This is a genomic window from Kitasatospora cystarginea, assembly GCF_039533515.1.
Classification (GTDB): Bacteria; Actinomycetota; Actinomycetes; order Streptomycetales; family Streptomycetaceae; genus Kitasatospora; species Kitasatospora cystarginea.
Genome location: NZ_BAAATR010000006.1, coordinates 91,082 through 113,857, shown reverse-complemented (window position 1 = coordinate 113,857; position 22,776 = coordinate 91,082). Strand labels below are relative to the sequence as shown.

Sequence of the window (22,776 nt, the reverse complement as noted above, 5' to 3'; positions counted from 1 at the left end):
GGAGTGCTACGCGTCGTCGGCGCCCGGGGCGAGGTTCCGTCCGAGCCGGGTCCCCGGGGGACGGCGGAGTGCCGACTCCGGGGTGCGAACGCGGTGGTACCGCGGGCTGGGTCGGGCCGGTACGGACGACGCAAAGGGGCGGGGACGCAGAGTTGCGTCCCCGCCTCCGAGCCGGCAGGAGTCGGCGTGCCCCCGGACGGTCACCGGGTCCCGGCTACTCGCCCCCTTGCCCGGTGGCGCTCACCGGCGCCACCGGTGGCAGCTCCGCGGCCGCCTTCGCCGAATCCGGCTGCCGCCCGAGGGAGTTGACCAGGGCCCGGAGCCGTGGGCTGGTCGCGGCGAGCAGCGGCAGGGCCAGCGGCGCGGCCAGTTCGAGGGCCGCGAGAGGCCCGCCGTTCGCCGTGATCAGGAATCCGGCAAGCCCGGGGCCCGCCCAGGCGATCGACACCGCGACCAACTGGACCGCGGCGCCCGCCCGTCCCTGGAGATGCGGGGGCGTGTCGAGGCTCACCACGAGGAACGCCAGGGAGGCCAGCGGTGGCAGCGTGAAGACCAGCAGTCCGACGGCGAGCGCGCTGATCCAGGCGATCCCGGTGCCGACGAGCGGCGTCAGCAGCAGCCATGCCGCGGTGGTGCCGGCCAGGATCAGCATCGGAGTGAGTCTGCGCAGCAGCCATCCGGTGCACAGGCCGCCGACGATGCCGCCACAGCCCGCGGCGGTCAGCACCACGCCCGCCGACACGGGCTCCCGCCCCAGGTCGGAGACCCCGATGCTGGCGAGCAGTTCGATGGCCCGGCCGAGCAGGTTCAGGTACGCCACCACCAGTACCAGGACCAGCATCCCCCGATTTCGCATCAACCAGGAGAAACCGACGGTCAGTTCACCGCTCGCGCGCAGCGCCGACCGGCCCCGCCGGGCCGGGTCTTCGGCGGCAGCGGTCGCGGGACGCGGCACATGCCGATAGGCCACTTGCAGCACCAGCCCGAACGAGACCAGGTAGGAGGCGGCGTCGGCGAGGAAGGCGATCGGCGCACCGCACTGCAGCAGCAGCCCGCCGAGCGGCGGGCCGATGGCGATGGCGATGTTGGTGCGTACGACGTTGCGGGTGATCGCCTCGCGCCGCCGCTCCGTCGGCACCGCCTGGCGCAGCACGCCCGCCTCGGCGGGGAAGAACACCGCGGAGATCGCCGCGGAGGCGGCGGCCGCACCCACCGCCAGGCCGGTGGTCAGCCGGTGTTCGGCCAGCGCGAAGGCGAGCAGCAGCGCGATCACCGCTCGTGCGGCGTCGCACAGCAGCATCAGGTGTTTGCGGTTGTGGGTGTCGGCGAGCAGGCCGGCGGGGAGCTTCGCGGCGAGCTGTGCGATGCCGACCGCGGTGGCGACCGTCGCGGTGGCGGCGGGCGAGCGGGTCTCGGCGAGCACGGCGAGCGGCAGGGCCAGCGAGGTCATCTCGCTGGCCATGTCCGACAGTGCCTGGCCGACCCAGATCAGCGTGAAGTTCCTGTTGATCACGGGCGGCCGCCGGGTCAGGCGGCGGTGCGCCGCACCGCGAGGTACAGGCCCTTGGTGTGGCGGTCCTCGTCCAGGGAGTCGGACAGGGTGCCGGTGCGCTCCAGCCCGTGGGCGCCGAGCAGTTCCAGCCCGGCGGCGTCGAGCAGATCGGCGAACTCGGCGGGGCTGTGGTGCCGTTGGAGGTGCTGGACGCTCTCCCGGGTCCAGGTGTTCGCCTCGGGCCCGGTCCGCCGGAAGGCGTCCATGGTGAGCTGGAACCGGTGCGGGTCGCCGTCCTCGGGCAGGAAGCGGCCGCGAAGGACGGCGTGCAGGTCCTCGGAGTCGAAGACGTGGGACTCGCGCATGAGCTGGTAGCCACGGGCGGTGTTGGCATCGAAGACCAGGACGCCACCGGGGCGCAGCACACTCCCGAGACTGGCCAGTGCCTCGCCCAGATGGGCCTTGTCGGCGAGGTAGTTGGCGATGTCGCTCATGCACAGCACCACGTCGTAGGGACCGCCGTGCTCGAACGGCAGGCGGATGTCGTGGACGTGGAACTCGATGCCGGTGTGACCGTGCTTGGCCCGGGCGATGTCGATCATGGCCGGGCTGATGTCGACGCCGGTGGGCTCGAAGCCGCGCTCGGCGAAGGCGGCGGTGCTGCGGCCGGTGCCGCATCCCGCGTCGAGCAGGCGGACGCCGGGCGGGTCGGCGCGCTTGATCAGGCTCTCCAGCACGTCACCGAAGACGGTGTAGTCGTCCTGCCGGGTGAGCGAGTCGTAGAAGGGCGCGGTCGCGTCGTAGGCGACGGCCGCGTGGTCGGTGGGGACGGTGGACGCCATGGTTTCTCCTCCAGGGGACCGGTACGGGGGCACGGACGGTCAGGCCCTAGCGGCCCGCCTCCTCGACGGCCTGGGCCGCCAGGGCTGCGCTCGGCCTGGCGCAACAGCGCACCGGCCTCACGAACCCTGGCGCGCAGGGCCGGGTCGGCCGTGACGGTGCGCAGGTCCGGCACGGCTGCCGCCGGATCCAGCGGGGCGGCCACGCCGGCCCGCAGGCAGGCCGCGGCGAGCAGGCGCTGTTCGCCGCCATTCGGGCTGAGCAGCAGCGGACGATCGTGCAGCAGTGCGCCGAGGACGGGAGCGCTGGTGCCGTTGGCGACCACCAGCTCGGCCCGGCTGAGCAGGTCGGACGTCCAGCCCCGGCGTACGGTCAGCACATCCAGCCCGGCCGCACGCGCTGCTTCGGCGTCGGTGCCGGTGCCGCTCAGCAGGGCGACGTCGTGGCCGCGCTGATGGAGTTCCAGCGCGGTGGCGATGGCCGGATAGCGATGGCCCGGGCTGGACCAGGGCGCGACGAGCACCTTCATGCGCGCGCCACCGCCTGTTCCCGACGCCGGGCGCGGAGCAGTTCCAGCAGGCCGACGGTCAGCGCGTCGTCGAAGGCCTTCGAGGCCGACGGCGCCGCGGCCTCGGTCGCGAACTCGCCGCAACTCACCCAGCGTTGCGGCGGATACGGCTGGTATCCGTCCTCGATGCTGCCGACCTCGTAGCCGTCCTTGCCGATGGTCTCCCAGCAGCTGTAGAGGGTGCCGTCGGCATTGATCACGGCGCCGGTGGCGCCATCGCGCTCCCCGCAGAAGCCGCACGCGCCGCCGCTCGGCCAGGCGACCTCGAAGCCGCACTCCAGGGCGGTCGCGTATCCCGCGAGGATGGTGTCGACCTCGCCGCTGGAGCGCGCGAGGACGTCCTGGTACAGATCCGCGTAGTTGAGCACGGGCGCGATGTCCAGGAAGCAACGCTGCGGGTTGAGGCGCTCGGCGAGGCCGCGGATCAGGTCGTCGAGCAGCGGCAGCCCCTCGGCCGTGGTGTTGAGCCGCAGGGTCAGCCGCAGGTCGGTCTCGCGCTGGACGGCGACCAGGTTCTCGATGATGGTGTCGAAGGTGCCCCGGCCGGAGCGGGTGGCGCGCAGCGCGTCGTGCAGCTCACGCGGACCGTCGAAGGTGATCTGCGCCGACTTCAGGCCCGCACTCTCCAACTCCTTTGCGACACGGGGCCTGAGCAGCACACCGTTGGTCACCATGGACGCGCTGACGGGCGCGAGCCGGCCGAGCCGCACCAGCAGCTCCCGGCAGCCCGCGCGGTTGAGCAGCGGCTCGCCGCCGAAGAGCAGCACGAACAGCCGGTCGTACCCGCCGTCCGCGAGCCGGCCCGTGGTGAAGTCGATGATGCGCTCGATCATCGGCACGTCCAGGACCCGCTTGGGGATCCGCGGTGGATCGAAGCGTCCGGGGGCGGCGACCCCGGTGTTCTGGAAGCAGTACGGGCAACCCAGGTTGCACGCGGAGGAAGTGACCACGGTGAGGCTGTAGTGGCGCCGCGAGCGAGGCGTGCCGATCTGCGACTTCTCCAGTTCCGCCCTGCCCTCGTCGGTGAGCGCGCCCTGCCGGTGGAACCGCCGGGGCATCAGCAGGGTCCCGCCGGGTCCCAAGTACCACACGCCGGAGGGCCCTTCGATGAGTCTCATGGTGCTCGGTTCTCCTGCCTGAGTGGACGGACGGTCGTGCGGGCCGGCCGGCGGGGCGCGGCACCCGAGTGGACGGACGGTCGTGCGGGCCGGCCGGCGGGGCGCGGCACCCGGAGGAGGAGCCGCGCCCTGGGCGGTCAGTTCGTCGTGGCGTTGGCACCCGCCGCAGACGATCTCGGGCCGCTACATCTCGGCCGAGAGCCCATCGGCCTCGCAGTACAGGCTGCAGATGACCTCCGTGCCCTCGACCATCTCGGCCGAGTGCGCCTGGACGTCATCGGTGAAGTTCGGCTTGTCGTAGACGCCGCAGATGACCTCGGTGCCCTTGAACTTCTCGGCGGAGTGGGCCTGGACGTCGTCGGTGAGGTTGGACTCTTCCTTGTCGTAGACGCCGCAGATGACTCCGGTGCCTTCGAACTTCTCGGCGGAGTGGGCCTGGACGTCGTCGGTGAGGTTGGACTCTTCCTTGTCGTAGACGCCGCAGATGACCTCGGTGCCCTTGAACATCTCGGCGGAGTGCGCCTGGACGTCGTCGGCGAAGGCCTCTTCCTTGTCGTAGACGCCGCAGATGACTCCGGTGCCTTCGAACTTCTCGGGGTTCTCGGACATGAACTCCTCCTCTGTGGACGGGGAAAGCCGGGCGCAGATCGCCCTCGTCCGCGATGACAGAACTCCGTACTCCGGTGGCAGAACCGCAGCCGCCGGCGGAATCCGCCGTCGCACCGGGGCCGGTGACCGCCGCACCGGACGAACCGAAAGCTAGGCACCGACGGTTCGGCAGCGGTCAACCGCCGGTATGGAATCGGTATGCCCGCCGCTCGTCGGCCCGCCGGGCCCGCCCTGAACGCCCACGAGCCGTCCATGACCAGCGGATTCACCGCTCCCGGGCCGACGGCGATCCCGTCTTGGACCGCCCTCGGGGCACTGGACGCGATCGCCGCGTACCGTGGCCGCCGTGGACCGTGGAGAGAGGGCCGCTCATCCACCCGGCCGAGCCGATCGGTCGCGGCGTATCCGGGCGCGAGACCGCTGCCGACCCCAGCCCGACGCCACCCGATGCGCTGCCGGCGTCACTACGCCTCGTCCGTGACGGCGGGCCAGCGCCCGAGGAAACCCAACTACACTGATTCGTAGCGCTGTTCACCTCGGACGGCATTTCCGCGGTGGCCACCGGCCGCGCGCTCGACGCCTCGACCGAGGACTCGCGGGCCGTCGGCGATTCTGCGCCGGCCGCCGCCGAAACGGTCGGGGTCGCGTCAAGAACATGGGGGCCACGCCCCGATGTCGCCCCACCGCGACTGCCGCGAGGATCTCCCCCCGACGAAGATTCGTCCACGGAAGGGGAGACCGGATGCAGGTGCCCGCGTACGAACCGCAGCCCTGTGGCGTACGGTTCGCCGTTCTCGGCCCGCTCTCGGTCGAGGTCGGCGGCCGCCCGCTGCCGCTCGGGCCGATCAAGCAGCGGCTGGTGCTCGCCATGCTGCTCCTGCACGCCAACACCCCCGTCTCGGTCGACCGGCTCACCGAGGCGGTGTGGCAGGACGAGCCGCCCAGGACGGCACGCAAGAACGTGCAGCAGTACGTCTGGGCGGTGCGCCGGATGCTCTGCGAGGCGGGCGAGGCGGACCGGCTGGCCCACGTCGGCGGCGGATACCTGCTGCGGGTCGCCGAGCCGGAGTTGGACTCGCTGCGGTTCCGGGCGCTGGCCCGGGCCGGCCGGGAAGCCGGGGACGGCGGTGATCCGGCCGAGGCCGCCCGGCTGTTCCGGCAGGCCCTGCGGCTCTGGCACACCGCGCCGCTGGCCGACCTGTGCGGGTCGGAGCCGGTGCGCGAGGAGGCGGACCGGCTGGCCGAACGCTGTGTCGGGGTCCAGGAGGACTGGGCCGAGGCCGAGTTGGCGCTGGGGAACGCCCGGGAGGTGGCCGAGGCCGTCGGCGACCTCGTCGACCGGTACCCGCTGCGCGAACGCCTGCGAGCCGCCCAGATGACCGCACTGCACCGCACCGGCCGGCAGACCGAGGCACTCGCCGTCTACGACGGGCTGCGGCAGCTGTTGGCCCGCGAGCTCGGGCTGGACCCGAGCCCGGCGCTGCAGCGGCTGTACCGCTCGATCCTGGCCCGGGGAGCGGGCCCGGCGACGGCCGCCGAGGTGCCGCGCACCCTGCTACCGCCGGACGACGCGGACTTCACCGGCCGCCAGCAGCAGATCGGCGAACTGCTCGGCACGGTACGGCCGGGCGGCGGACGGATCGCCGTGGCGGTCGGACCGGCCGGCATCGGCAAGACCGCGCTGGTGGTCCATGTCGCGCACCGCCTGGGAGAGGACTTCCCCGACGGCCGGGTGCTGGTGGCGCTGCGCGACGAGCACGGGGCCCCCAGGCCGACGGCCGCCGTACTGACCGAGCTGGCCCGGCTCACCGGCCTGCCGGGGCCGCTGCTCGACGACCCCGGCCTGGCCGCCGCCCGCTGGCGTGCCTGGCTGGCCGACCGCCGGGTACTGGTCATCCTGGACGACGTCCCGGACGAGGCGGCCGTCCGCCCGCTGCTGCCCGGAGCCGGCGGCAGCGCGGCCCTGGTCACCTCCCGAACCTCGCTCGCCGGACTGGCCTCGGCGTACCGCGTCAACGTCCCGCTGTACTCCCAGGCGGAGGCCGTCGAACTGCTCGGCCGGATCATCGGCGCGCACCGCCTGCGCGGCGACCGGGTGGCGGCGGAACGGATCGCCGCCGCGACCGGACTGCTGCCGCTCGCCGTGCGGGTGAGCGGCCAGCGGCTGGCGGTCCTGCGGCACTTGCCGCTCGGCGAGTACGCCGACCGGGTGGCCGAACCCCGCGCCGCCCTGGACGAGCTGGCCGCCGGCGACCTCTCCGTCCGGGAGCGGCTGGCCGGCGGCTGGCGGGACCTGCCGGAGTCGGTCCGTACCGCGCTGGGGCGGCTCGGACGGCTGCCCGTGTCACGCCCGTTCACGGTCGACGACGCGGCCGAGGCATTCGGCTGCGGGCCCGGTTCGGCACTGCGCCAACTGGAAGCCCTGATCGACACCGGGGTGGTGCTCTCACCGGCCGACGAGGTCAGCGCGCACGCCGCGCTGTACAACCTGCCCCGGCTCGCCCACCTGTACGCCCGCGAAGTGGCCGAAGCCCAGGTCGGCCAGCGGATATACCGTCCCTGAACCGGTGGCCAACCGGATCCCAACCCGGCGCCGCGACCCTGGGTGGGTGACCGCGGCGATCGGGCGGCGGCCCGAGAGACCGGGGGAGGGCCCGTGGAGCTGTCCGACTTCATCGGGCTGCGGCCCGTCCCGGCGGCGGGCCTGCTGATCACCCTCACCCGCCGCTGCCCGCTGAGCTGCGCGCACTGCTCCACCTCGTCCACCATGGCGGGAGAGGAGCCGTCCGACGCCCAACTGCTCCGGTTCGTAAGCTCGTTCGCCGCCGGCGACCGGCCCGAGGTGGTCCTGCTCACCGGCGGCGAGCCGCTGCTGCTGCCCGAACTGGCCCGTGATCTGGCGGAGTCGGCGCGGGCGGCGGGCACCCGGAGCGTGCTGCTGAGCGGCATGTTCTTCGCCCGGGAGAGGCGGATACCGGCCCGAGTCATGCGCGCCGTCACCGCCGCCGACCACTTCTCCGCCAGCCTGGACGCCTTCCACGAGCGCGAGGTACCCCGCGCGGCCGTCCTGCACGCCGTGCACCAGGTACGCGAGGCCGGAGTGCCGGTCAGCTTCCACATCACCGGGTCGGGGCCGCAGGACCCCTACCTCGCCGAGGTGACGGCCGACATCCGGCGGGAGTTCGCCGACCAGGTGCCGATGCTGGTGAACGAGATCAGGCCGATGGGCCGGGCGGCCGCCTGGGCCACCGCGTCGAGGCCCCGGCCGGACGGGGAGCGGGCACTGCCCTGCGCCATGGCGGCCTGGCCCGTGGTGGCCTTCGACGGGACGGTGCTCGCCTGCTGCAACCAGCAGGCGGTGGACCGCCGACCCGCCCCGGAACACCTGCGGCTGGGACACATCGCCGAGGACGACTGGCGGACCGTCCGGCGGCGCTCGCTCGCCTCGCCCGTGCTGCGCCTGCTCCGCACCGTCGGTCCGGCCCACCTGTACGCGCGGTACGCCCCCGAATCGGCCGGGCCCGGATACTGCGGAACCTGCCGGAACCTGCCGCAGCACCCGGAGGTGCTCGCGGGCGCCGCCCGGGACGGGGCCGGGCCCGTGGGCGAACTGCTCGACCGGGAGGCCGCCAGGATCCAGCGCGCGGCCGGCCCGGTGGAGCTGCTCCGCCGGCACGGCTGCCCGCCGTACGCCGACCTCGTCGCACTTCCGCACCGGGACGCCGCCGGGAGCCCGCGATGAGTCGCCCCAGCGCCTCCACCGCGCCGAGCCGCCCGAGCGATTCCGCTGCCGCGAGCCGTCCCAGCGCCTCCGCCGCGCTGCGCACCAAACTCGCCTTGACGACGCCCCTCCTGAGAGCAGCGACCACCGCGCTCTGGCAGCCGGACAGCCTCCGTCCGCGCTACCTGAACTACCTCGCCGCCATGCACGGGCTGATCCAAGCCTCCGTCCCGCTGCTGGAGCTGGCCGCCGAGTGGTGCGACCGGCAGCCTCCCGGTGACCCGCTGGCCGCCCCGCTCGCCCGCTACTTCCGGCTGCACGCCGAACAGGAGCGCGGCCACGACGACTGGTTGCTCGCCGACCTCGCCGCGGCAGGCGCCGAGGCGCCGAGCGCCCTCCCGCCGGTGGTGGTGGCAGAGCTTTCCGGGGCCCAGTACTACTGGATCCGGCACCACCACCCCGTGGTGCTGCTGGGCTACATCGCCGCACTGGAGGGCAACGCCCCCGCGCCCTGGCTGGCCGACCGGCTCGCGGAGCACACCGGGCTGCCACCGGCCGCCTTCCGCACCCTTCGAGACCACGCCGCACTGGACACCGGCCACCTCGCCGACCTCGAGAACCTGCTCGACGAACTCCCGCTGACCGCCGCGCAGCAGACCGCGGTCGCGGTCAGCGCCCTGCACACCGTCGACGGGATCACCCGCCTCTTCCGCCAGCTCGCCGACACCTCCGAACACCCAGGAGCCCCGGGATGACCGACCAGCAGGTCACGCTCAGCCGCCTCGCCGCCGCGGGTTTCGACATCGACGCGTTCACCGAGGAACAGCAGGAGGTGCTCCGCAAGCTCACCCCGCACGAAGTGGCCGTCCTGCTCGACCTCAAGCACCGGCTCGACGAGGTGGGGCCCGAGGTCCAGGCCCACAGCGAGATCGCCGGTGGCGCGCTGTTCTGACCCGCCCCCCGGCTCTGATCCGCCCCGGCCGAGAACAAGGAGACGGTCATGGACTGCCCCGCCTGCCGCTGCGAACTGCCACCGGATGCCCGGTTCTGCCCTTCCTGCGGCTCACCGTGCACCCCGCCCGGTCCGGCCGGACCGGCCGAAGGACGCAAGCTGGTGACCGTCCTGTTCTGCGACCTGGTCGGCTCCACCGCGCTCTCCGGCGCCCTGGACCCGGAGACCCTGCGGTCGGTGACACTCCGCTACTTCGAGCTGATGCGCCGGCAGATCGAGGCACACGGAGGCACCCTGGAGAAGTTCATCGGTGACGCGGTGATGGCCGTGTTCGGTGTGCCGACGGTCCGTGAGGACGACGCCCGCCGCGCACTGGCCGCCGCCCTCGGCATGCTGGACGCGCTGAGCGGCCTCAACACCGAGCTCGCCGCCACCCTCGGCGTCCGGCTGGACGTCCGGATCGGGGTCAACACCGGCCAGGTGGTGGCGGGTTCGGACGCCTCGGCGCGCCAGGCGCTGGTCGCCGGCGAGACGGTCAACATCGCCGCCCGGCTGGAGCAGAACGCCGGCCCCGGCCAGATCCTGATCGGCCCGGACACCCTGCGCGCCGCGGGCCCCACCGTCCGGACGGAGTCCGTCGGGCCGCTGCTCCTCAAGGGCAAGGCCGACGCGGTGACCGCCCACCGGCTGCTCGGCCTCGGTGCGGACGACCCGGAACTGCTCCGCCGCTTCGACGTCCGCTTCGTCGGCCGGCACGCCGAACTCGCCGAGCTGGACGCCGCATTGGCGCGGACGGCGGACGGCCGGGGAGCCCAGTGCCTGCTGGTCCACGGCGAGGCGGGACAGGGCAAGACCCGGCTGCTGCGGGAGTGGCTCGAGCGCACGGCGCCACTGGCGGCGTACGGCACCGGGCGCTGCCGGCCGTACGGCGGACAGGGCAGCCTGCAGCCGCTGGCCGACGCGCTGCGCGGGCTGCTCGGCGAGGCCCTCCTGGAGGGGGCGGCCGAGGCGCTGGCCGTGCTCTCCACGGGCCTGCTGCGCGACGGCACGCCCAACCCATCGGTCGCGGAGACCTGCGCCGCACTGATCCGGGTGCTGACCGCGCTCGCCGGCCGCCGGCCGGTGGTGCTGGCAATCGACGACTGCCACTGGGCGGGCCCGCTGCTACTCGACGTACTGGACCGGCTCGCCGCCGAACTCGGCCCCGCTTCCGTCCTGTTGATCTGCCTGACCAGGCCCGAACTGCTGGAGTCGCGACCCCTGGCGGCCACCGGTGCGATCGGGCTGTCCGGACTCTCGGAGCAGGAGGCCCGGCTGCTCGCCGCCGAACTGGTCGACGTCAACGCGCACTGGGACGGCGCCCCGGCCGGCCTGCTGGAACGCGCCGGAGGCAACCCGCTGCACCTGGAACAACTGCTCGCCGTCGGCTCCGAGACCGAATCGCCCGGCGAACTGCCGCCCACGGTCCAGGCCCTGCTCGGTGCGCGGATCGACACCCTGGAGCCCGCCGAGCGCCTGGCCCTCGACCTGGCGTCGGTGGTGGGCCGGGAGTTCACCGCCGAGGAACTGGCCGAACTCGCCGAGGGCCGCGACCCGGTCCGCTCCGCACTGCCGGCGCTCAGCCACCGCCGGCTGATCGAACCGGCCAGGCCGGCGGGCCCGGCCCGGCCGGTCTTCCGCTTCACCAGCGGCCTGGTCCAGGAGGTCGCCTACGAGTGCATGTCCAAACGGGCCCGCGCCGAGGTGCACCAGCGGGCCGCCGGACTGCCCTCCGTACGCGCGGCGGGCGACGGAGCGGTCGGCACCCACCTGGAGCAGGCCCACCGCTACCGCAGCGACCTCGGCCTGCTGGACGGCGACACCGAGACACTGCGCGGCTCCGCGGCCCGGACCCTCGCCCGGGCGGGCGCCCAGGCCATGGCCGGATCCGACCTTTCCCGCGCCGAGGACCTGCTGGCCCGCGCGATGGCCCTGGGCCGGCCCGGTGAGCCGGCCGGCATCCCGACGGCGCGCAGACTGGGCGAGGTCCGGATCGCCCTGGGCCGTACGGTGCAGGGCCGGTCGCTGCTCACGGACGTGCTCAGCGCCCCGGCGGACCCGGTGGACCACGCACACGCCCGGCTGGCCCTGGCGGTGCTCGACCCGCTGGCGGGCGCGGGCAGACCGGTCGAAGCGGCCCGCGCGGCACTACCGGTGTTCGAAGCGGCCAACGACCAACTGGGCCAGGCACGCGCCCGGCTGCGTCTGGCCCAGCACCACCAGGCGCACGGCCGGCACGGTGCGGCGGACGCCCTGCTCACCCGGGCCCTCTCGCACGCGGCAAGCGTCGACGGCGAGGTGGAGCGGGCCGCCGCCCTGGGCGCGATCGGCATCTCCCTCTGGCGGGGGCCGACTCCCGTACCGGCGGCCGCGGTCCGCTGCCAGGCGCTGCTCGCCGAACACGGCCGGGGACGCCGCACCGTCCGGGTGACGCTGAACTGCCCGATGGCCGTCCTGCTCGCCCTGCAGGACGAACCGGCCGCGGCCCGGGAGCACCTGGCGGAGGCCGGCCGGCTGGCGCGGGAGCTCGGCTACGCCGAGGCCGAGGTCTTCCTCCCGGTGTTCGCCGCACTCATCGAAGTGCTGACTGATCGACAGAATGCCGCCCTGGAGCTGCTGGCCGGGGCTGCGGACGCCGCTCGCCGGCTGGGCGCGGGCGCGCTGCTGGACACGATCACGCTCGACTCGGCCCGGCTACTGCTGGACACCGGGCAGTGGGCCGCCGCAGAGAACGCCCTGCGGCCGCTCGCGGCCAAGTCCGGGCGGCCGCACGCCGAGTCGGTGGACCTGGACGGCCTGCGCGGCCGGCTCGCCGCCGCACAGGGGCAGGCGGAGCGGGCCGTACGGCTGGCCGGGTGCGCCGTCGCCGAGGCCACTCTGACCGACTCCCCGGTCGTCAGAGCCCAGGCCGCGCTCGACCAGGCGCACACTCTCCGCCTGCTCGGCCGGGGCGGTCCGGCGGCGGAGGCCGCGGCGGCGGCCCGTGCCTGGTTCGCCGCCAAGGGGCACCAGCCCGGCGTGCGCTGGGTCGCCGCGTTCAACGAGGAGAACTGACACCATGGCCACCGCCACGACCCCACCGGCCGCCGGACTCACCTGGAGTCTGCGAGGCCGACGGCCCGCGGACATCCCCGTGGTCGCGGACGGCGCGCCCGCTCCGCCACACCTGGCGGGCAGCGGAGCGGGGGTGCGGGTGTGCGTGGTCGACTCGGGGGTGGAACGCGACCATCCCCTGGTCGGCCCGCTCGCCGCCTCCTGGGTCGTCGCCAAGGACGAACAGGGTGTCCGGGTCGAGCGGACCACCACCGGTGACACCTGCGGCCACGGCACCGCCTGCGCCGGGATCATCCGTCGGACCGCGCCGGACTGCGAGCTGACCAGCGTCCGCGTGCTCGGCGAACGCTTCTCCGGCTCCGGCGACGTCCTGCTCGCGGGGCTGCGCTGGGCCGTCGGGCAGGGGTTCGACGTGATCAACCTGAGCCTGTCCACCACCCGGACGCGCTTCGCCGAGGAGCTCCACGCTCTGGCGGACGAGGCCTTCTTCAACCGGACGGTGATCGTCGCCTCGGCGCACAACACGCCAGTGGAGAGCTTCCCCTGGCGGTTCGCCTCGGTGATCTCGGTCGGCAGCCACCAGGAGGACGACCCCGACCTCCACCTCTACAACCCCGCGCCACCGGTGGAGTTCTTCGCGCCGGGGCAGAACGTGGAGGTGCCCTGGCTGGGCGGGGCGTCCATCCGGACCACCGGCAACAGCTTCGCCACCCCCTACATCGCCGGGCTGTGCGCCCGGATCCTGTCCGGACACCCCCGGATGACGAGCTTCCAGCTCAAGAACGCGCTCTACCTTTCCGCGGCCAACGTCAGCGTGGTGAACACCGACAGCAGAGGTGCCTCATGACCGAGAGAACGGCAGACCCCCTGGAGGGCGAGCTGCTTCAGTCCATCGTCGACGTGGCCCGCGCCATCTTCGCCGCCGAGGCCAGCTCGGTCTTCCTGCTCGACGAGGAGGCGGACGAACTGGTCTTCCAGGCGGTCTCCGGACGAGGCGAAGAGTCCCTGGTGAGCCGCCGCTTCCCGGCCGGCCGGGGAATCGCCGGCTGGGTGGCCGCCTCAGGGCAGCCCATGGTCGTCGACGACCTCTCCAGGAACTCCTCCTTCGACCGCTCCCTCGCGGAGTCGACGGACTACGTGCCCAGTGCGCTGATGGCCGTCCCCCTGATCCACGGCGACCGCGTCCTCGGCGTCCTGGAGGTCCTCGACCCGGCCCCGCAGGCCCGCGCCAGCCTCCCCGAACTCGATCTGCTCGCCCTCTTCGCCCGCCAGGCCGCCGCGGCCCTGAGGATCGTCATCGACCGTGCCCCGCAGCCGGATTACACCCTCGACCGCCTCGCGACGGCGGCACGGCTGGCCGGAGAACTGGAGCAGCTGCTGCGACAGAACTGACGCCGGGGGCGCATCCCCGGCCGGAACCCGACGGCCTGCGATCTGCGATCTGCGATCTGTCGACCTGCGCCTGAATACCGGTTGCCACACGGTGGAGCAACCTCGACGCTCTGCCTTCGGTCGGCTCGCTGAGCCTCCCGAGGGCAGAGATCGACAATACGTTCCTTGCTGTGTCCAACTGTCAACTGCCGCCACCAGCTTGAGTTGTCCGACCTGGCGACTGACGGTGCTCACGACTGGCTCGGGGGAGAATCCCGTAGAGGTGTCCGCGAACGTCCGGCACCACTCACCCGGTTACACGATGGCTCGGTACGGCCACCGTCGTAAGGATGGGGCGATCAAGCTCGCCGCTGGGAGCGCGCGGCGCACGTCTGACCGGTCTGGTCCAGCCCGTTCCGGGCCCTGTTGGTCACCTGCTTGGTCACGCCCAGGGCCGGTGAAACAGAAAAACCCCAGATCAACTGGGGTCTTTGCTGGTGTCCGAGGGGGGACTTGAACTCTCGCCTCGGGCACCGGCGCTCTATGCCTCTGACCTGCTGAAACGTCGGTGCTGCACCGTTGAGTCGATGGCCTCGCTTACCCATGGATTCAGCGCGTTTCGGCCCGTTCCGGACCGCTGTGGGTCACGCGTGGGTCACATGGCCACGGCCCTGGTCCTGGTAGAGAGAAGCCCCGCCCAGGACACAGGGGAGTGCACGGACGGGGCGGGCTTTTGGGTCTTACTGGCCTTCGGCGGCTCGGTAGGCGGGCTCACAGGCCCGGCAGGCGTAGATGGGCGCTGGGGCGCCAGTAGCACGCTCCACGTGGCCGACGACAACCAGTTCGGCGGTCTGCTTGCAGCGAGGGCAGGTGGGCTTGATCATCACGCTGCCGCCCCAGGGAGCGAGTGAGCACCGGGGTAGGTGTAGCTGGTATCGGGCAGGCCAGCCGACGCGGCGAACAGTGCTTCCCGGCGTTCTTCCTGCCGCTGAAGCTCTTCCTCCCATAGGAGGACGTACGGCCGGACGATCAGGTGGTTGTCGGGGTCCAGGGGCATCGTGCGGGCGAGCACGTGTGCGGGGATGGGTCCGGCCCATCCGCAGATCTCTTGGCGGAGGTCGGGTGTCCGATGACGGCCCTTGGCGGGCAGCAGTCGGCGGAGGGCCCAGAGAAGGGCGAGCGCGATAAGGTAACGCATGTCGTTCAGCTCCTATACAGCTGTTCGGCGTTTCTGACCCCCGGTAGCCGGGCCTAATCGGCTGCTGGGGGTTTTTGTGTTGGTACCGACCGTAGCCACGGCTGCCCAACTTGTCCACCTGTTCACCTGTCCAACTCAATGGCATCAGGGCGGGTTGTCTAGGCTTTTCCCATGTCCGCGCAATCGACAGGCCCCCGAAAGCAGCCCCCGTACATGAGGGTGCTGGATACGCTCGTTGCTGAAATCGAGGCGGGCCGCTACAGCGGCGAGGAAGCGGAGCCTTTCCCGTCAGAGCCGGAGCTGGTCCGTCGCTTCGACGTGGCGCGGGGGACCGCTCGGCGGGCTCTGGAGATTCTGCGGGAACAGGGGCTGATCGAGACCAGGTGGGGCAAGGGGTCGCGCGTGATCCCGCCTGAGGAGCGCGAGCACCAGGGCGCCGAGACGACGGAGCCCCGTCCCGCTAGCGAGTAGCCAGCAGGACGGGGCCGAGCGGCGCAGGTTAGGCATTGGACCGTCTGGAGTAGACGCCTGCGCCCTGAGCGAGCCTATCGGGGTCTTCAGACGGGCAGATTCCAGCCCGGTCCGTCCTCGCTGCCGATCCAGACCCGCTGACCGTGCTCGGTGATCGTGATGCCGAATCCCTCTTGATGCGGGGAGCCGGCCGCCTGCCACGACTCAATGGCGCTCTCGACCTGGTCCCAGAGCCGGAGGGGCCCGCGCTGCGTGACCGTCCACCCGCCCTGGCCGTCCGCCTCGGTGCGGGCCTGCGATCCGGTGGCCACGTCCAAGAGGATCTGTTGCTCGCCAGCGCCGAGCCGTTCAGCTGACGGAGCGCCGAGTTGCGCCACCCATGTGCCGGTCCAGTTTTCGATCACGGCAGGGTCGATCCGGCTTGGTCGCTGCTCGCCGGGCAGCAAGTTGATGCTCTGGCGGGGCGGTCGATCGTGGGGACGGGCCATCATGAAGCTTGTGAAGCCGGGCAGGAACCTGCCCGTAGCGCAGCCCGGTTCGGTCACCGTCAACAGGACGAGCCCGAAGCCATGGGACCAGCCGGCGAGGGTCACCAGGATCTTTCCACCGGGGCTCACCTGGTACAGCCACGGCTGCGGAATGTAGCGGACCGCGCAGGTAGCAATGAGCCGATCGTACGGCCCATCAACGGCGTGTCCGTTGAGCCCATCACCGACTACCAAGGTCGGCGCGTACCCGGCGCTCCGGATTGCTGCGGCGGCTCGTCCGGCAACCTCAGGGTCCACCTCAATGCTGACGATGCTCTGGTCACCGAGCCGGTGTGCGCCCAGCGCCGTCGAGTACCCCGTTCCGGTGCCGACTTCAAGCACTCGGTGTCCGACCTCAACATCGAGTTGGTGCCACATCCGAAGCACCAGGCCCGGAACGGTTGACGACGATGACGGGGCACCCGAAACCGGTCCGCTGGCATCACTCGGGCGGATCCGGCCGTCGAGCTGAGTGATCAAGGTCTGATCGGTGTAGATCGCTTCGAGCCAACCGGGCGAGTCCTGCGGCACTGCCTCGAACTCGGTGGGGTAGGTGCCAGGAATGTGCCGGAAGTACTCGGACAGGAACAGCTCACGGGGAACGGCCTCGGCTGCCTTGCGCCACTCAGGGTCGGTGACACCGCCGTCGGCGGCGAGGCGCTCCACCATGGCGGATCGGAGTTCGGCGGATGTGGTCACGCGGTGGGACCTTTCTCAAGTTGATCGGCGAGTGCCAGCGCGATCGGATCCGAGAGCGCCGACGGCAGCCACGCCCATTGGCCGTTCGGGTTGCACTCAAGGAAGTACCAGGCGCCGTCAGCCGTCACAGCGAAATCGAAGGCACCGAAGACGAGCCCCATATCGGTGAGGTAGCCGGCCACGGAGGCGGCTACGGCGTCCGGGACGCTGATCGGCTCGTAGCTGAGCAGATCCTGTCGTCGGCGCCAGTCGAGTTCCGGGCTGGTGATCCGGGCGGCGAACAGCCTCGCACCAACAGCCGTCAGCCGTACGTCGAACGACTTCTCGACCCTTGCCTGAAACAGGTGAGGGCAGGTGGACACGGCGTCAGTGATGTCGGTCGGGTTCACCTCTCGCACCCAGACCTGTTGCGCCCTATCGTCCGCGTCGCGGTACGGGGTGTTCCACAGTGGCTTGTACACGGCGGGTTGCTCGGTGCAGAACTGCCGGGCCTCGGCGGGGTCCATGGTGATGACAGTCTCGGGGACCAGGAACCCGGCCCGCAGCGCGGCAGCGAGTTGCGCGGGCTTGTACTCCCCGTTCCTGATCTGCCAAGGGTGATTGACGTAGTGCGCGTGGGGCAGCGACGCGAGAATGCCACCGACTCCCCAGAACATCTGTGAGCCAGCGAACTTGGCGTCTTGTCCGTCGAGTTCGAGCGGTCCGCTGTACGCCGTGGGCCGTCGCCACCAGACCGACCGAACGTGTCGAAGGTCGAGTGCGCGGGTTGGTGTCGCAAGTGCGCCCCGCTGACCACCAGTGCCATACCTGGTGGTCAGCGAGGCGCCGTTGTAGAGATCGACACCGGGGTCTACGCGTACTACCGGGACCCGGCGCTCAGCGAGGATGTGCAGAACCACGTCCGCGGTGGCGTCGAGCGAGTTGGTCAGGACCAGTACGGCCCCGGGTCGATCGTCGGTCATGTCAGCCGGTGCCCTGGTCCTGGTCGTTCGCGGGCATGCTGTCGATGTCGCTGGGCTGGTTCTGCTGGCCGCTCTGACCGTCGCCCTGGCCGGTGGTGGTCGGTGTGCTGGTGTTGGTGCTGGTGCCGTGGGCGCCCATCTCGACCCGTCGGCCCTGCTCGTCGATGTAGATGGCGACCTGCGTTTCGGGGTCGATCACGGCGGTGTACGCGGGGACGGGTTCGGCGGTGACGAACGGCCCCATCCGGGTTGTGCCCCACGGGGGTTCGGTGAAGGTCATCTATGTGCCTCCTGTCTCGTGGTGCTGTCGCTGGGAGGACTCTCCTCGCAGCGGGTGGACCTTTCAAGCCCGCCCCCGGGCGGAATGGACCTCAGCCAAAGCCCGGGGACGGGGGTCTTGTGCCCGCCCCGGTCATCCGGTCAGACCGATTGCCCGTTGCCGGGGCGGGAGTCTTAGGCTCGGCTCAACTCAGCGCACGGGAACGCACGTTGAGCCGGGTAGTGCTCTACGGGACGCGGCGCCAATCCTGTCCCGGAGCACGGCCCGCCGACAGGAGGGGTTCGGCGGGGGTCTTGGGCTATCCCGGTCGGTACGCCGCCAGGTTGATCCGCCACCGGTCACACAGGCGCTTCGCGAACGCGTCGGCTTCGGATCGGTCGGCGAACCGTGCGGGCCGGTTGCCCTCGGCGTGGGTCATGGTGCCGAGGTAGCTCAGAACGGACCACTGCTGGCGGGTCTCGTCCCACTGCACGACGAAGGGTTCGTCGGCCGCATCCTCAGCGGTTGGCTTGGGGGTCTCAGCAGGACCGCCGATTTCGTGGCTCATGTTCTCTTCCCTCTCGCATAGCCTTCCGATCAGGACGTCGACTTCTGGCCCCCAGGTGTTCAAGCGCTCAACTCCCGTCGCACGACGTACAGTCCGTCATCAGGAAGAGCCGGCGCCACGCGGAGATCAGCGAGCATGCGAGCCACAAGGGACTGAGGCTCCCCGTCGATCAGTCGGCCGGAGAGTCGGGCGTAGTCCGTCAACGCCTCGGCCAGCGCCCAGGCCACACGTGCGTGACCGCCTCCGAACGAGACGTGAGGCCCCTCGTACATCCCACGGCCGCTCACGATGGGCATCACGTTGATGTCGGACGGCAGACCTGCGACCTTCCAGGCGGTCTCAAGGGCATTGGCTGCCGCCTCGGCTTCCGCACGGTACTCGCGGAGTCTGCCTGTCTCGCTTTCCAGCTCACTCACGTGCGCTCCGTCTCGGGGCTGTTGCGTTCCGCTACCAAGGGGGCCCACTGTCCCGTACAGTCAAAGTGTCTTCAACCTGTCAGGGACGAAGGAAGAGTAGATCTTGAACCGTTTAGAGCTGGACCCAGACGCGTCGCCGCGCGCCGCCTTCGGTGCTCAACTCCGCCTCTCACGTGAAGAGATGGGTTTGACGCAGGATGAGTTGGGCGACCGGATGGAGTATTCGGGGACACACGTCTCAGCCGTAGAAACTGGCCGGAAGCCCCCAACTCCCCGCTTTGCGCGGCAAGCTGACCATGTGTTCGGTTCGGGCAGCAAGTTCGTTGATATGCACTGGAACATCAGGAGAACATCGCTGCTACAGGGCTTCCCGGACTACGTGGCTCAAGAGGAACGGGCGGTTGAGCTTCGTGTCTTCGAGCTGGGCATCATCCCCGGACTGTTGCAGACGCCGGAGTACGCGGAGGCGATCACAACAGGGGCTGTCCGCCGGGGCAGCATCACCCAGGCCCAGGCTGACGAGCGATTGAACCTCCTCACTGCTCGCCAGCGGATCATCACTCGGCAGCCCACGCCACTCCTTCACGCCGTCCTGGATGAGAGCTGCATTCGGCGGCGAGTTGGCGGGCCCAAGGCCATGGGTGCGCAGCTTGACTACCTGGTCGCCCTTGCCGAGCTGCCGAATGTAGTGCTTCAGATCGCGCCGTACGACATAGGTGAGATGCGCAGCTTCGATCTGCCGGTGTATCTACTGACGCTGCCAGATCGGTCCGTGGCCGCCTACTCAGAGTCAGCCCAGCAAGGGCACTTCGAGCGCGAAACCGATGCCGTACGTCCCCTGCTGACCGCCTACCATCAGCTACAGGTAGAAGCGCTGTCGCAGGTCGCATCCATGGCGCTGATTAGCAAGGTACGAAAGGAACTCCAGTGACCGAGCCCGAATGGTTCAAGTCCTCTTACAGCAGCAACGGCGGCGCCTGCGTCGAGGTAGCCGCCAACCTCTCTGGTGTCGTCCCGGTGCGAGACTCCAAGGACCCTCAGGGACCGGCCCTGGCCTTCTCTCCGGAGAGCTTTGCGGCCTTCGTAGCAGGTGTGAAGGCCGGCGAGTTCGGCGACGTGTGAGCCATCAAATAGCAGCGCATGCATGGACGTTGGTCCTTCAAGTAAAAGAAACCCCGGCCGGAAGGCCGGGGTTTCTTTGTTCGTTGATCAGAGCAGAGCGCGGAAGGGGTTGACCGCTGCCGCCTCCTTCGCCTTGGGCGGCTGTGGCCGAGCGGGGACCGTGCTCACCGGCCGAGGTGCGGCCTGTGGCTTGGTCGGGCGGTAGGTGTCCATGCGGACGACCGTGGCGGGGCGATTCTTGTCACGCTCCGCGCTGGTCGGCTGCGACCCTGTATGACTGGAACTCTCGTCCGCGAGCGTGAAGATGGTGGCCGGGCGTCCGGTGCGACCGGTGCGTTCCTCGGTCACGGTGATCCCGGGCAGCGCCCGAACCTCGGCCGCGCTCGCTCCCACGTACGGGAGGAGATCGGAGGAACGGGCCCGACCCCCGTGCAGTTCGATGCGGGCCCGGACCTTGTCGGCGAGGCTGAGCGGCTGACGCTTCACCTTCCCCGCGCTGGCTCCAGTGGTGATGCGCACTGCGTCCTGGACCGAGCGGCGCACCAGGGAGAAGGCGGCCGATAGGACCTCTGCCGTGATGATCTCGGAGCACTCGGAGGCGGCCAGGCAGGCCGCGACCCTGAGCGTCTGCTCTGCCGTGCGCTCGATGAACACGGCCTGCCTCTCCGGCAGGACCTCCCCAAGGATGCGGGCGTAGCGTCGGACAACTCGCCACAGCGGCCGGGCGTCCTCTCCGAGAACGATCACCCGAGGGCGGGCGGTGGCCCACCGGTAGGCGTCGGTCAGTTCCCAGCTGTCCACCTCGGGCAGGCTCACGCGGTCGTCGTCGAGCATGGGAACCGAGCCGAGCATGAACGGCAAGATCCTGTTGTACGAGCCTCCGGCCGCGTCTGACTCACCCACGTACCGGGCCCAGTCCGAGGGGGTGACGTGGGCGTGCAGCACCGTGGCGGGATCTCTGACTTCCTCCGCCCCCTCCTTGGTCGTGTTCCGCAGCGTTGCCCCGTCCCAGGCCGCCCGAAGCTTGGTCGTGAAGGACGTGTCCCGGCGGACCCTTTTCAGGACCTCCGACCACTCCTCCTCGACCACCAGCGTCCGCACATCTCGGCCCTGTTCGGTCTCGGCCGTGGCTTCCTGCTGCTCCCACAGGTGGTGGACCAGGCTGGCGCCGGAGGTGATGCCGGACGTGGTGTGAGTGGCCAGGAAGCGGCCAAGGGTGCCGTCCATGACGTGGTGCGCGGCCCGCAGTGCGGTTCCCTTCCCGCGCCCGGTCCCGGCCACCAGCGCCGACCATAGGAGTACAGGTCGGGCGTTGCCCCGGGATGATGTCTTTACGGTGCCGCTGATCGCGGCCGACCACATGCTGAGTGCTGCCACGTAGGTGCCGAGCGCGTCAGTCTCGACATAGGGAGCGATCTTGCGGACGGCCTGTCCCATCGGGCCGTACAGGGTGATCCCGTTCATGCAGCTGTCTCCAGGTGATCATGTGCCGGGGTGGCCGGTAGGGCCCGGCCACCGTGGACGACGTAGGGGTTCGGGTCGTGCTTGCGGGGAGGGTTGAAGGGCAGCATGTCCCCGCCGTCGGACGGGACCACGGTGTAGCGGTGGGAGCTGGACACTGAGTAGTCGGTGACGATTCCGGCGCGGGTGCGGCCGTCCTGGTCCCAGGTGATCCAGCTACCGGGCGCGTAGTCGCGCTTCACCGGCCTGGAGTCCTGCCCGTAGCCCTTGGCGTTCTTCCACGTGCTCAAGTCCTGCCAGGACGGCCGTCTGCGGCGTCCGGCCGCCGTGAGCGTGCTTCGCTGTCCAGGAGCGGTCACGCGGCTGTGTGGGACTCCTTGGCGTCTGTGGTGTCCTGAGCGGTGGCCACCTTGTAGGCGTGGCTGATGTGCATCGGGATGCGACCACGGGCGGGCACGGCGTAGCCGTTCTCCTGAGCCCATGCCCGGATCAGCCGGTTGCGCTCCCGGTCGCTCATGCCGGACCGGCCGACCCTGACAGGCTCCGGAAGCGGGTCGCCGCCGACCAACTCACCAGCGCAGACAGCGGACTTGAAGCGTCCCCGCTGGCGGACGTCCATACAGGGGAGGCCGAACTTGGCAGCATCGTTCAGCTTGGTGGTGTTGCGCTCCCCGCCCTCACCCAGGATCAGCAGCACCGTAGAGCTGTCCGCCCGGCCGAGCACCTCGTACCCGAGGTTCCTCACAGCCTCCCGTGCCGTGTCCCAGTCATAGCCGGGCACTTCACCAGCGATCATCACGGACGGCACCGGAGCCACCTCCGTCGTCTTCTCGTGCCCTTCGCCGCCCTCCGGCTCCTCGACGTCGTCCGGGTCGTCTTGCTCGGCCTCCGACACCGACGGCTCAGCGATGGAGGAGGGGCCGAACGCTTCGGCGAACCAGGCACCGAACTTCTCAGCGTGAGCCGTGCACAGGTCGTACGAGACACCCGAAAGAGTCAGAACCTCTGACGCCTCAACGTCGCTGCCATCCTTGGCCGCACAACCGTCACACACAGTCTTTTCGACGTACGAGACGACCTGAACCGTCTTGCGCATGAATGCCCCTTGATTCGTTCATTGAGTCTGTCGCAATGGCTTCCGGAGCGTCACTCTTACGGCTAGCCACCCCCGCCCCCTGCACTGCTCGGCGGAACACGACCATCCTCCCATCCGAACGAACGGAAACAGCCCGTCTCAGATCACGGTTGCATTACTTCACGATAATAGATCGATAAAGCATATAGGGGTAATAGGTCATTCGGTCGGAATAGGACCCACCGGGGGTGCCT

The 22,776-nt window shown here is 70.8% G+C and carries 24 protein-coding genes; 10 read left to right on the top strand and 14 right to left on the bottom strand.

What is annotated here, in order from left to right:
* Window positions 1-214 precede the first annotated feature (214 nt).
* The 5 genes from ABD369_RS09445 to ABD369_RS09425 form a co-directional block, all read right to left on the bottom strand.
* Window positions 215-1,513 carry an MFS transporter gene (locus ABD369_RS09445; RefSeq protein ID WP_344635817.1) on the bottom strand — a complete coding sequence of 433 codons (1,299 nt, stop codon included), beginning with the start codon at window positions 1,511-1,513 and terminating at the stop codon, window positions 215-217.
* 14 nt (window positions 1,514-1,527) lie between these two features.
* Window positions 1,528-2,229 carry a class I SAM-dependent methyltransferase gene (locus ABD369_RS09440; protein ID WP_344635969.1) on the bottom strand — a complete coding sequence of 234 codons (702 nt, stop codon included), beginning with the start codon at window positions 2,227-2,229 and terminating at the stop codon, window positions 1,528-1,530.
* Window positions 2,214-2,861, bottom strand: coding sequence for a glycosyltransferase (locus tag ABD369_RS09435; protein ID WP_344635816.1), 648 nt, complete (start codon window positions 2,859-2,861; stop codon window positions 2,214-2,216). The genes ABD369_RS09440 and ABD369_RS09435 overlap by 16 nt, the downstream gene beginning before the upstream one ends.
* Window positions 2,858-4,018, bottom strand: a complete 1,161-nt coding sequence (locus ABD369_RS09430; RefSeq protein WP_344635815.1) for a radical SAM protein — start codon at window positions 4,016-4,018, stop codon at window positions 2,858-2,860. Before ABD369_RS09430 ends, ABD369_RS09435 begins: the two co-directional genes overlap by 4 nt.
* Window positions 4,019-4,201: 183 nt before the next feature.
* Window positions 4,202-4,627 carry a hypothetical protein gene (locus tag ABD369_RS09425; protein ID WP_344635814.1) on the bottom strand — a complete coding sequence of 142 codons (426 nt, stop codon included), beginning with the start codon at window positions 4,625-4,627 and terminating at the stop codon, window positions 4,202-4,204.
* Between the two features lie 742 nt (window positions 4,628-5,369).
* Between ABD369_RS09425 and ABD369_RS09420 the strand changes: the two genes are divergently transcribed.
* The 7 genes from ABD369_RS09420 to ABD369_RS09390 all read left to right on the top strand — a co-directional run bounded on the left by ABD369_RS09420 (window position 5,370) and on the right by ABD369_RS09390 (window position 13,785).
* Complete coding sequence (locus ABD369_RS09420) at window positions 5,370-7,190, top strand: AfsR/SARP family transcriptional regulator (protein ID WP_344635813.1); 1,821 nt, start codon at window positions 5,370-5,372, stop codon at window positions 7,188-7,190.
* A 93-nt stretch (window positions 7,191-7,283) separates the two neighbouring features.
* On the top strand, window positions 7,284-8,369 hold the full coding sequence (locus ABD369_RS09415) for a radical SAM protein (RefSeq protein ID WP_344635812.1): 1,086 nt from the start codon (window positions 7,284-7,286) through the stop codon (window positions 8,367-8,369).
* The gene (locus ABD369_RS09410; RefSeq protein WP_344635811.1) at window positions 8,366-9,103 is read left to right on the top strand and encodes an iron-containing redox enzyme family protein; all 738 of its coding nucleotides are present in this window, start codon (window positions 8,366-8,368) and stop codon (window positions 9,101-9,103) included. The genes ABD369_RS09415 and ABD369_RS09410 overlap by 4 nt, the downstream gene beginning before the upstream one ends.
* On the top strand, window positions 9,100-9,300 hold the full coding sequence (locus ABD369_RS09405; RefSeq protein WP_344635810.1) for an aroma-sacti cluster domain-containing protein: 201 nt from the start codon (window positions 9,100-9,102) through the stop codon (window positions 9,298-9,300). Before ABD369_RS09410 ends, ABD369_RS09405 begins: the two co-directional genes overlap by 4 nt.
* Window positions 9,301-9,348: 48 nt before the next feature.
* On the top strand, window positions 9,349-12,393 hold the full coding sequence (locus ABD369_RS09400; protein ID WP_344635809.1) for an adenylate/guanylate cyclase domain-containing protein: 3,045 nt from the start codon (window positions 9,349-9,351) through the stop codon (window positions 12,391-12,393).
* Between the two features lie 4 nt (window positions 12,394-12,397).
* Entirely contained in the window at window positions 12,398-13,240 is an 843-nt protein-coding gene (locus tag ABD369_RS09395; RefSeq protein WP_344635808.1) for a S8 family peptidase, read from the top strand.
* Window positions 13,237-13,785 carry a GAF domain-containing protein gene (locus ABD369_RS09390; RefSeq protein WP_344635807.1) on the top strand — a complete coding sequence of 183 codons (549 nt, stop codon included), beginning with the start codon at window positions 13,237-13,239 and terminating at the stop codon, window positions 13,783-13,785. Before ABD369_RS09395 ends, ABD369_RS09390 begins: the two co-directional genes overlap by 4 nt.
* Before the next feature lie 862 nt (window positions 13,786-14,647).
* Here the strand turns inward: ABD369_RS09390 and ABD369_RS09385 are convergent.
* Window positions 14,648-14,962 carry a hypothetical protein gene (locus ABD369_RS09385; RefSeq protein WP_344635806.1) on the bottom strand — a complete coding sequence of 105 codons (315 nt, stop codon included), beginning with the start codon at window positions 14,960-14,962 and terminating at the stop codon, window positions 14,648-14,650.
* Window positions 14,963-15,175: 213 nt separating this feature from the next.
* On the opposite strand from ABD369_RS09385, the gene ABD369_RS09380 reads away from it, so the two are divergent.
* Window positions 15,176-15,433, top strand: a complete 258-nt coding sequence (locus ABD369_RS09380; RefSeq protein WP_344635805.1) for a GntR family transcriptional regulator — start codon at window positions 15,176-15,178, stop codon at window positions 15,431-15,433.
* Between the two features lie 86 nt (window positions 15,434-15,519).
* On the opposite strand, the gene tgmC is transcribed toward ABD369_RS09380, so the two are convergent.
* From tgmC to ABD369_RS09355, 5 genes are all read right to left on the bottom strand, one after another.
* Complete coding sequence (gene tgmC / locus ABD369_RS09375; protein ID WP_344635804.1) at window positions 15,520-16,659, bottom strand: ATP-grasp peptide maturase system methyltransferase; 1,140 nt, start codon at window positions 16,657-16,659, stop codon at window positions 15,520-15,522.
* Complete coding sequence (gene tgmB / locus ABD369_RS09370; protein ID WP_344635803.1) at window positions 16,656-17,621, bottom strand: ATP-grasp ribosomal peptide maturase; 966 nt, start codon at window positions 17,619-17,621, stop codon at window positions 16,656-16,658. The genes tgmC and tgmB overlap by 4 nt, the downstream gene beginning before the upstream one ends.
* A gap of 1 nt (window position 17,622) precedes the next feature.
* Window positions 17,623-17,901: a putative ATP-grasp-modified RiPP gene (tgmA, locus tag ABD369_RS09365; RefSeq protein ID WP_344635802.1), complete on the bottom strand. Its 279-nt coding sequence runs from the start codon at window positions 17,899-17,901 to the stop codon at window positions 17,623-17,625.
* A 298-nt stretch (window positions 17,902-18,199) separates the two neighbouring features.
* A complete protein-coding gene (locus tag ABD369_RS09360; RefSeq protein WP_344635801.1) occupies window positions 18,200-18,448 on the bottom strand; it encodes a hypothetical protein in 249 nt (82 codons plus the stop codon).
* Between the two features lie 59 nt (window positions 18,449-18,507).
* Window positions 18,508-18,864, bottom strand: a complete 357-nt coding sequence (locus ABD369_RS09355; RefSeq protein ID WP_344635800.1) for a hypothetical protein — start codon at window positions 18,862-18,864, stop codon at window positions 18,508-18,510.
* 100 nt (window positions 18,865-18,964) lie between these two features.
* Between ABD369_RS09355 and ABD369_RS09350 the strand changes: the two genes are divergently transcribed.
* Window positions 18,965-19,795 (top strand): helix-turn-helix domain-containing protein, encoded by an 831-nt coding sequence (locus ABD369_RS09350; RefSeq protein WP_344635968.1) that lies wholly within the window; start codon window positions 18,965-18,967, stop codon window positions 19,793-19,795.
* Complete coding sequence (locus tag ABD369_RS09345; RefSeq protein ID WP_344635799.1) at window positions 19,792-19,986, top strand: DUF397 domain-containing protein; 195 nt, start codon at window positions 19,792-19,794, stop codon at window positions 19,984-19,986. Before ABD369_RS09350 ends, ABD369_RS09345 begins: the two co-directional genes overlap by 4 nt.
* 87 nt (window positions 19,987-20,073) lie before the next feature.
* Here the strand turns inward: ABD369_RS09345 and ABD369_RS09340 are convergent, their stop codons facing one another.
* The 3 genes from ABD369_RS09340 to ABD369_RS09330 form a co-directional block, all read right to left on the bottom strand.
* On the bottom strand, window positions 20,074-21,450 hold the full coding sequence (locus ABD369_RS09340; protein WP_344635798.1) for a DUF3987 domain-containing protein: 1,377 nt from the start codon (window positions 21,448-21,450) through the stop codon (window positions 20,074-20,076).
* Window positions 21,447-21,737, bottom strand: coding sequence for a hypothetical protein (locus ABD369_RS09335; RefSeq protein WP_344635797.1), 291 nt, complete (start codon window positions 21,735-21,737; stop codon window positions 21,447-21,449). The genes ABD369_RS09340 and ABD369_RS09335 overlap by 4 nt, the downstream gene beginning before the upstream one ends.
* Window positions 21,738-21,802: 65 nt before the next feature.
* Entirely contained in the window at window positions 21,803-22,543 is a 741-nt protein-coding gene (locus ABD369_RS09330) for an Lsr2 family DNA-binding protein (protein WP_344635796.1), read from the bottom strand.
* Window positions 22,544-22,776: the final 233 nt, after the last annotated feature.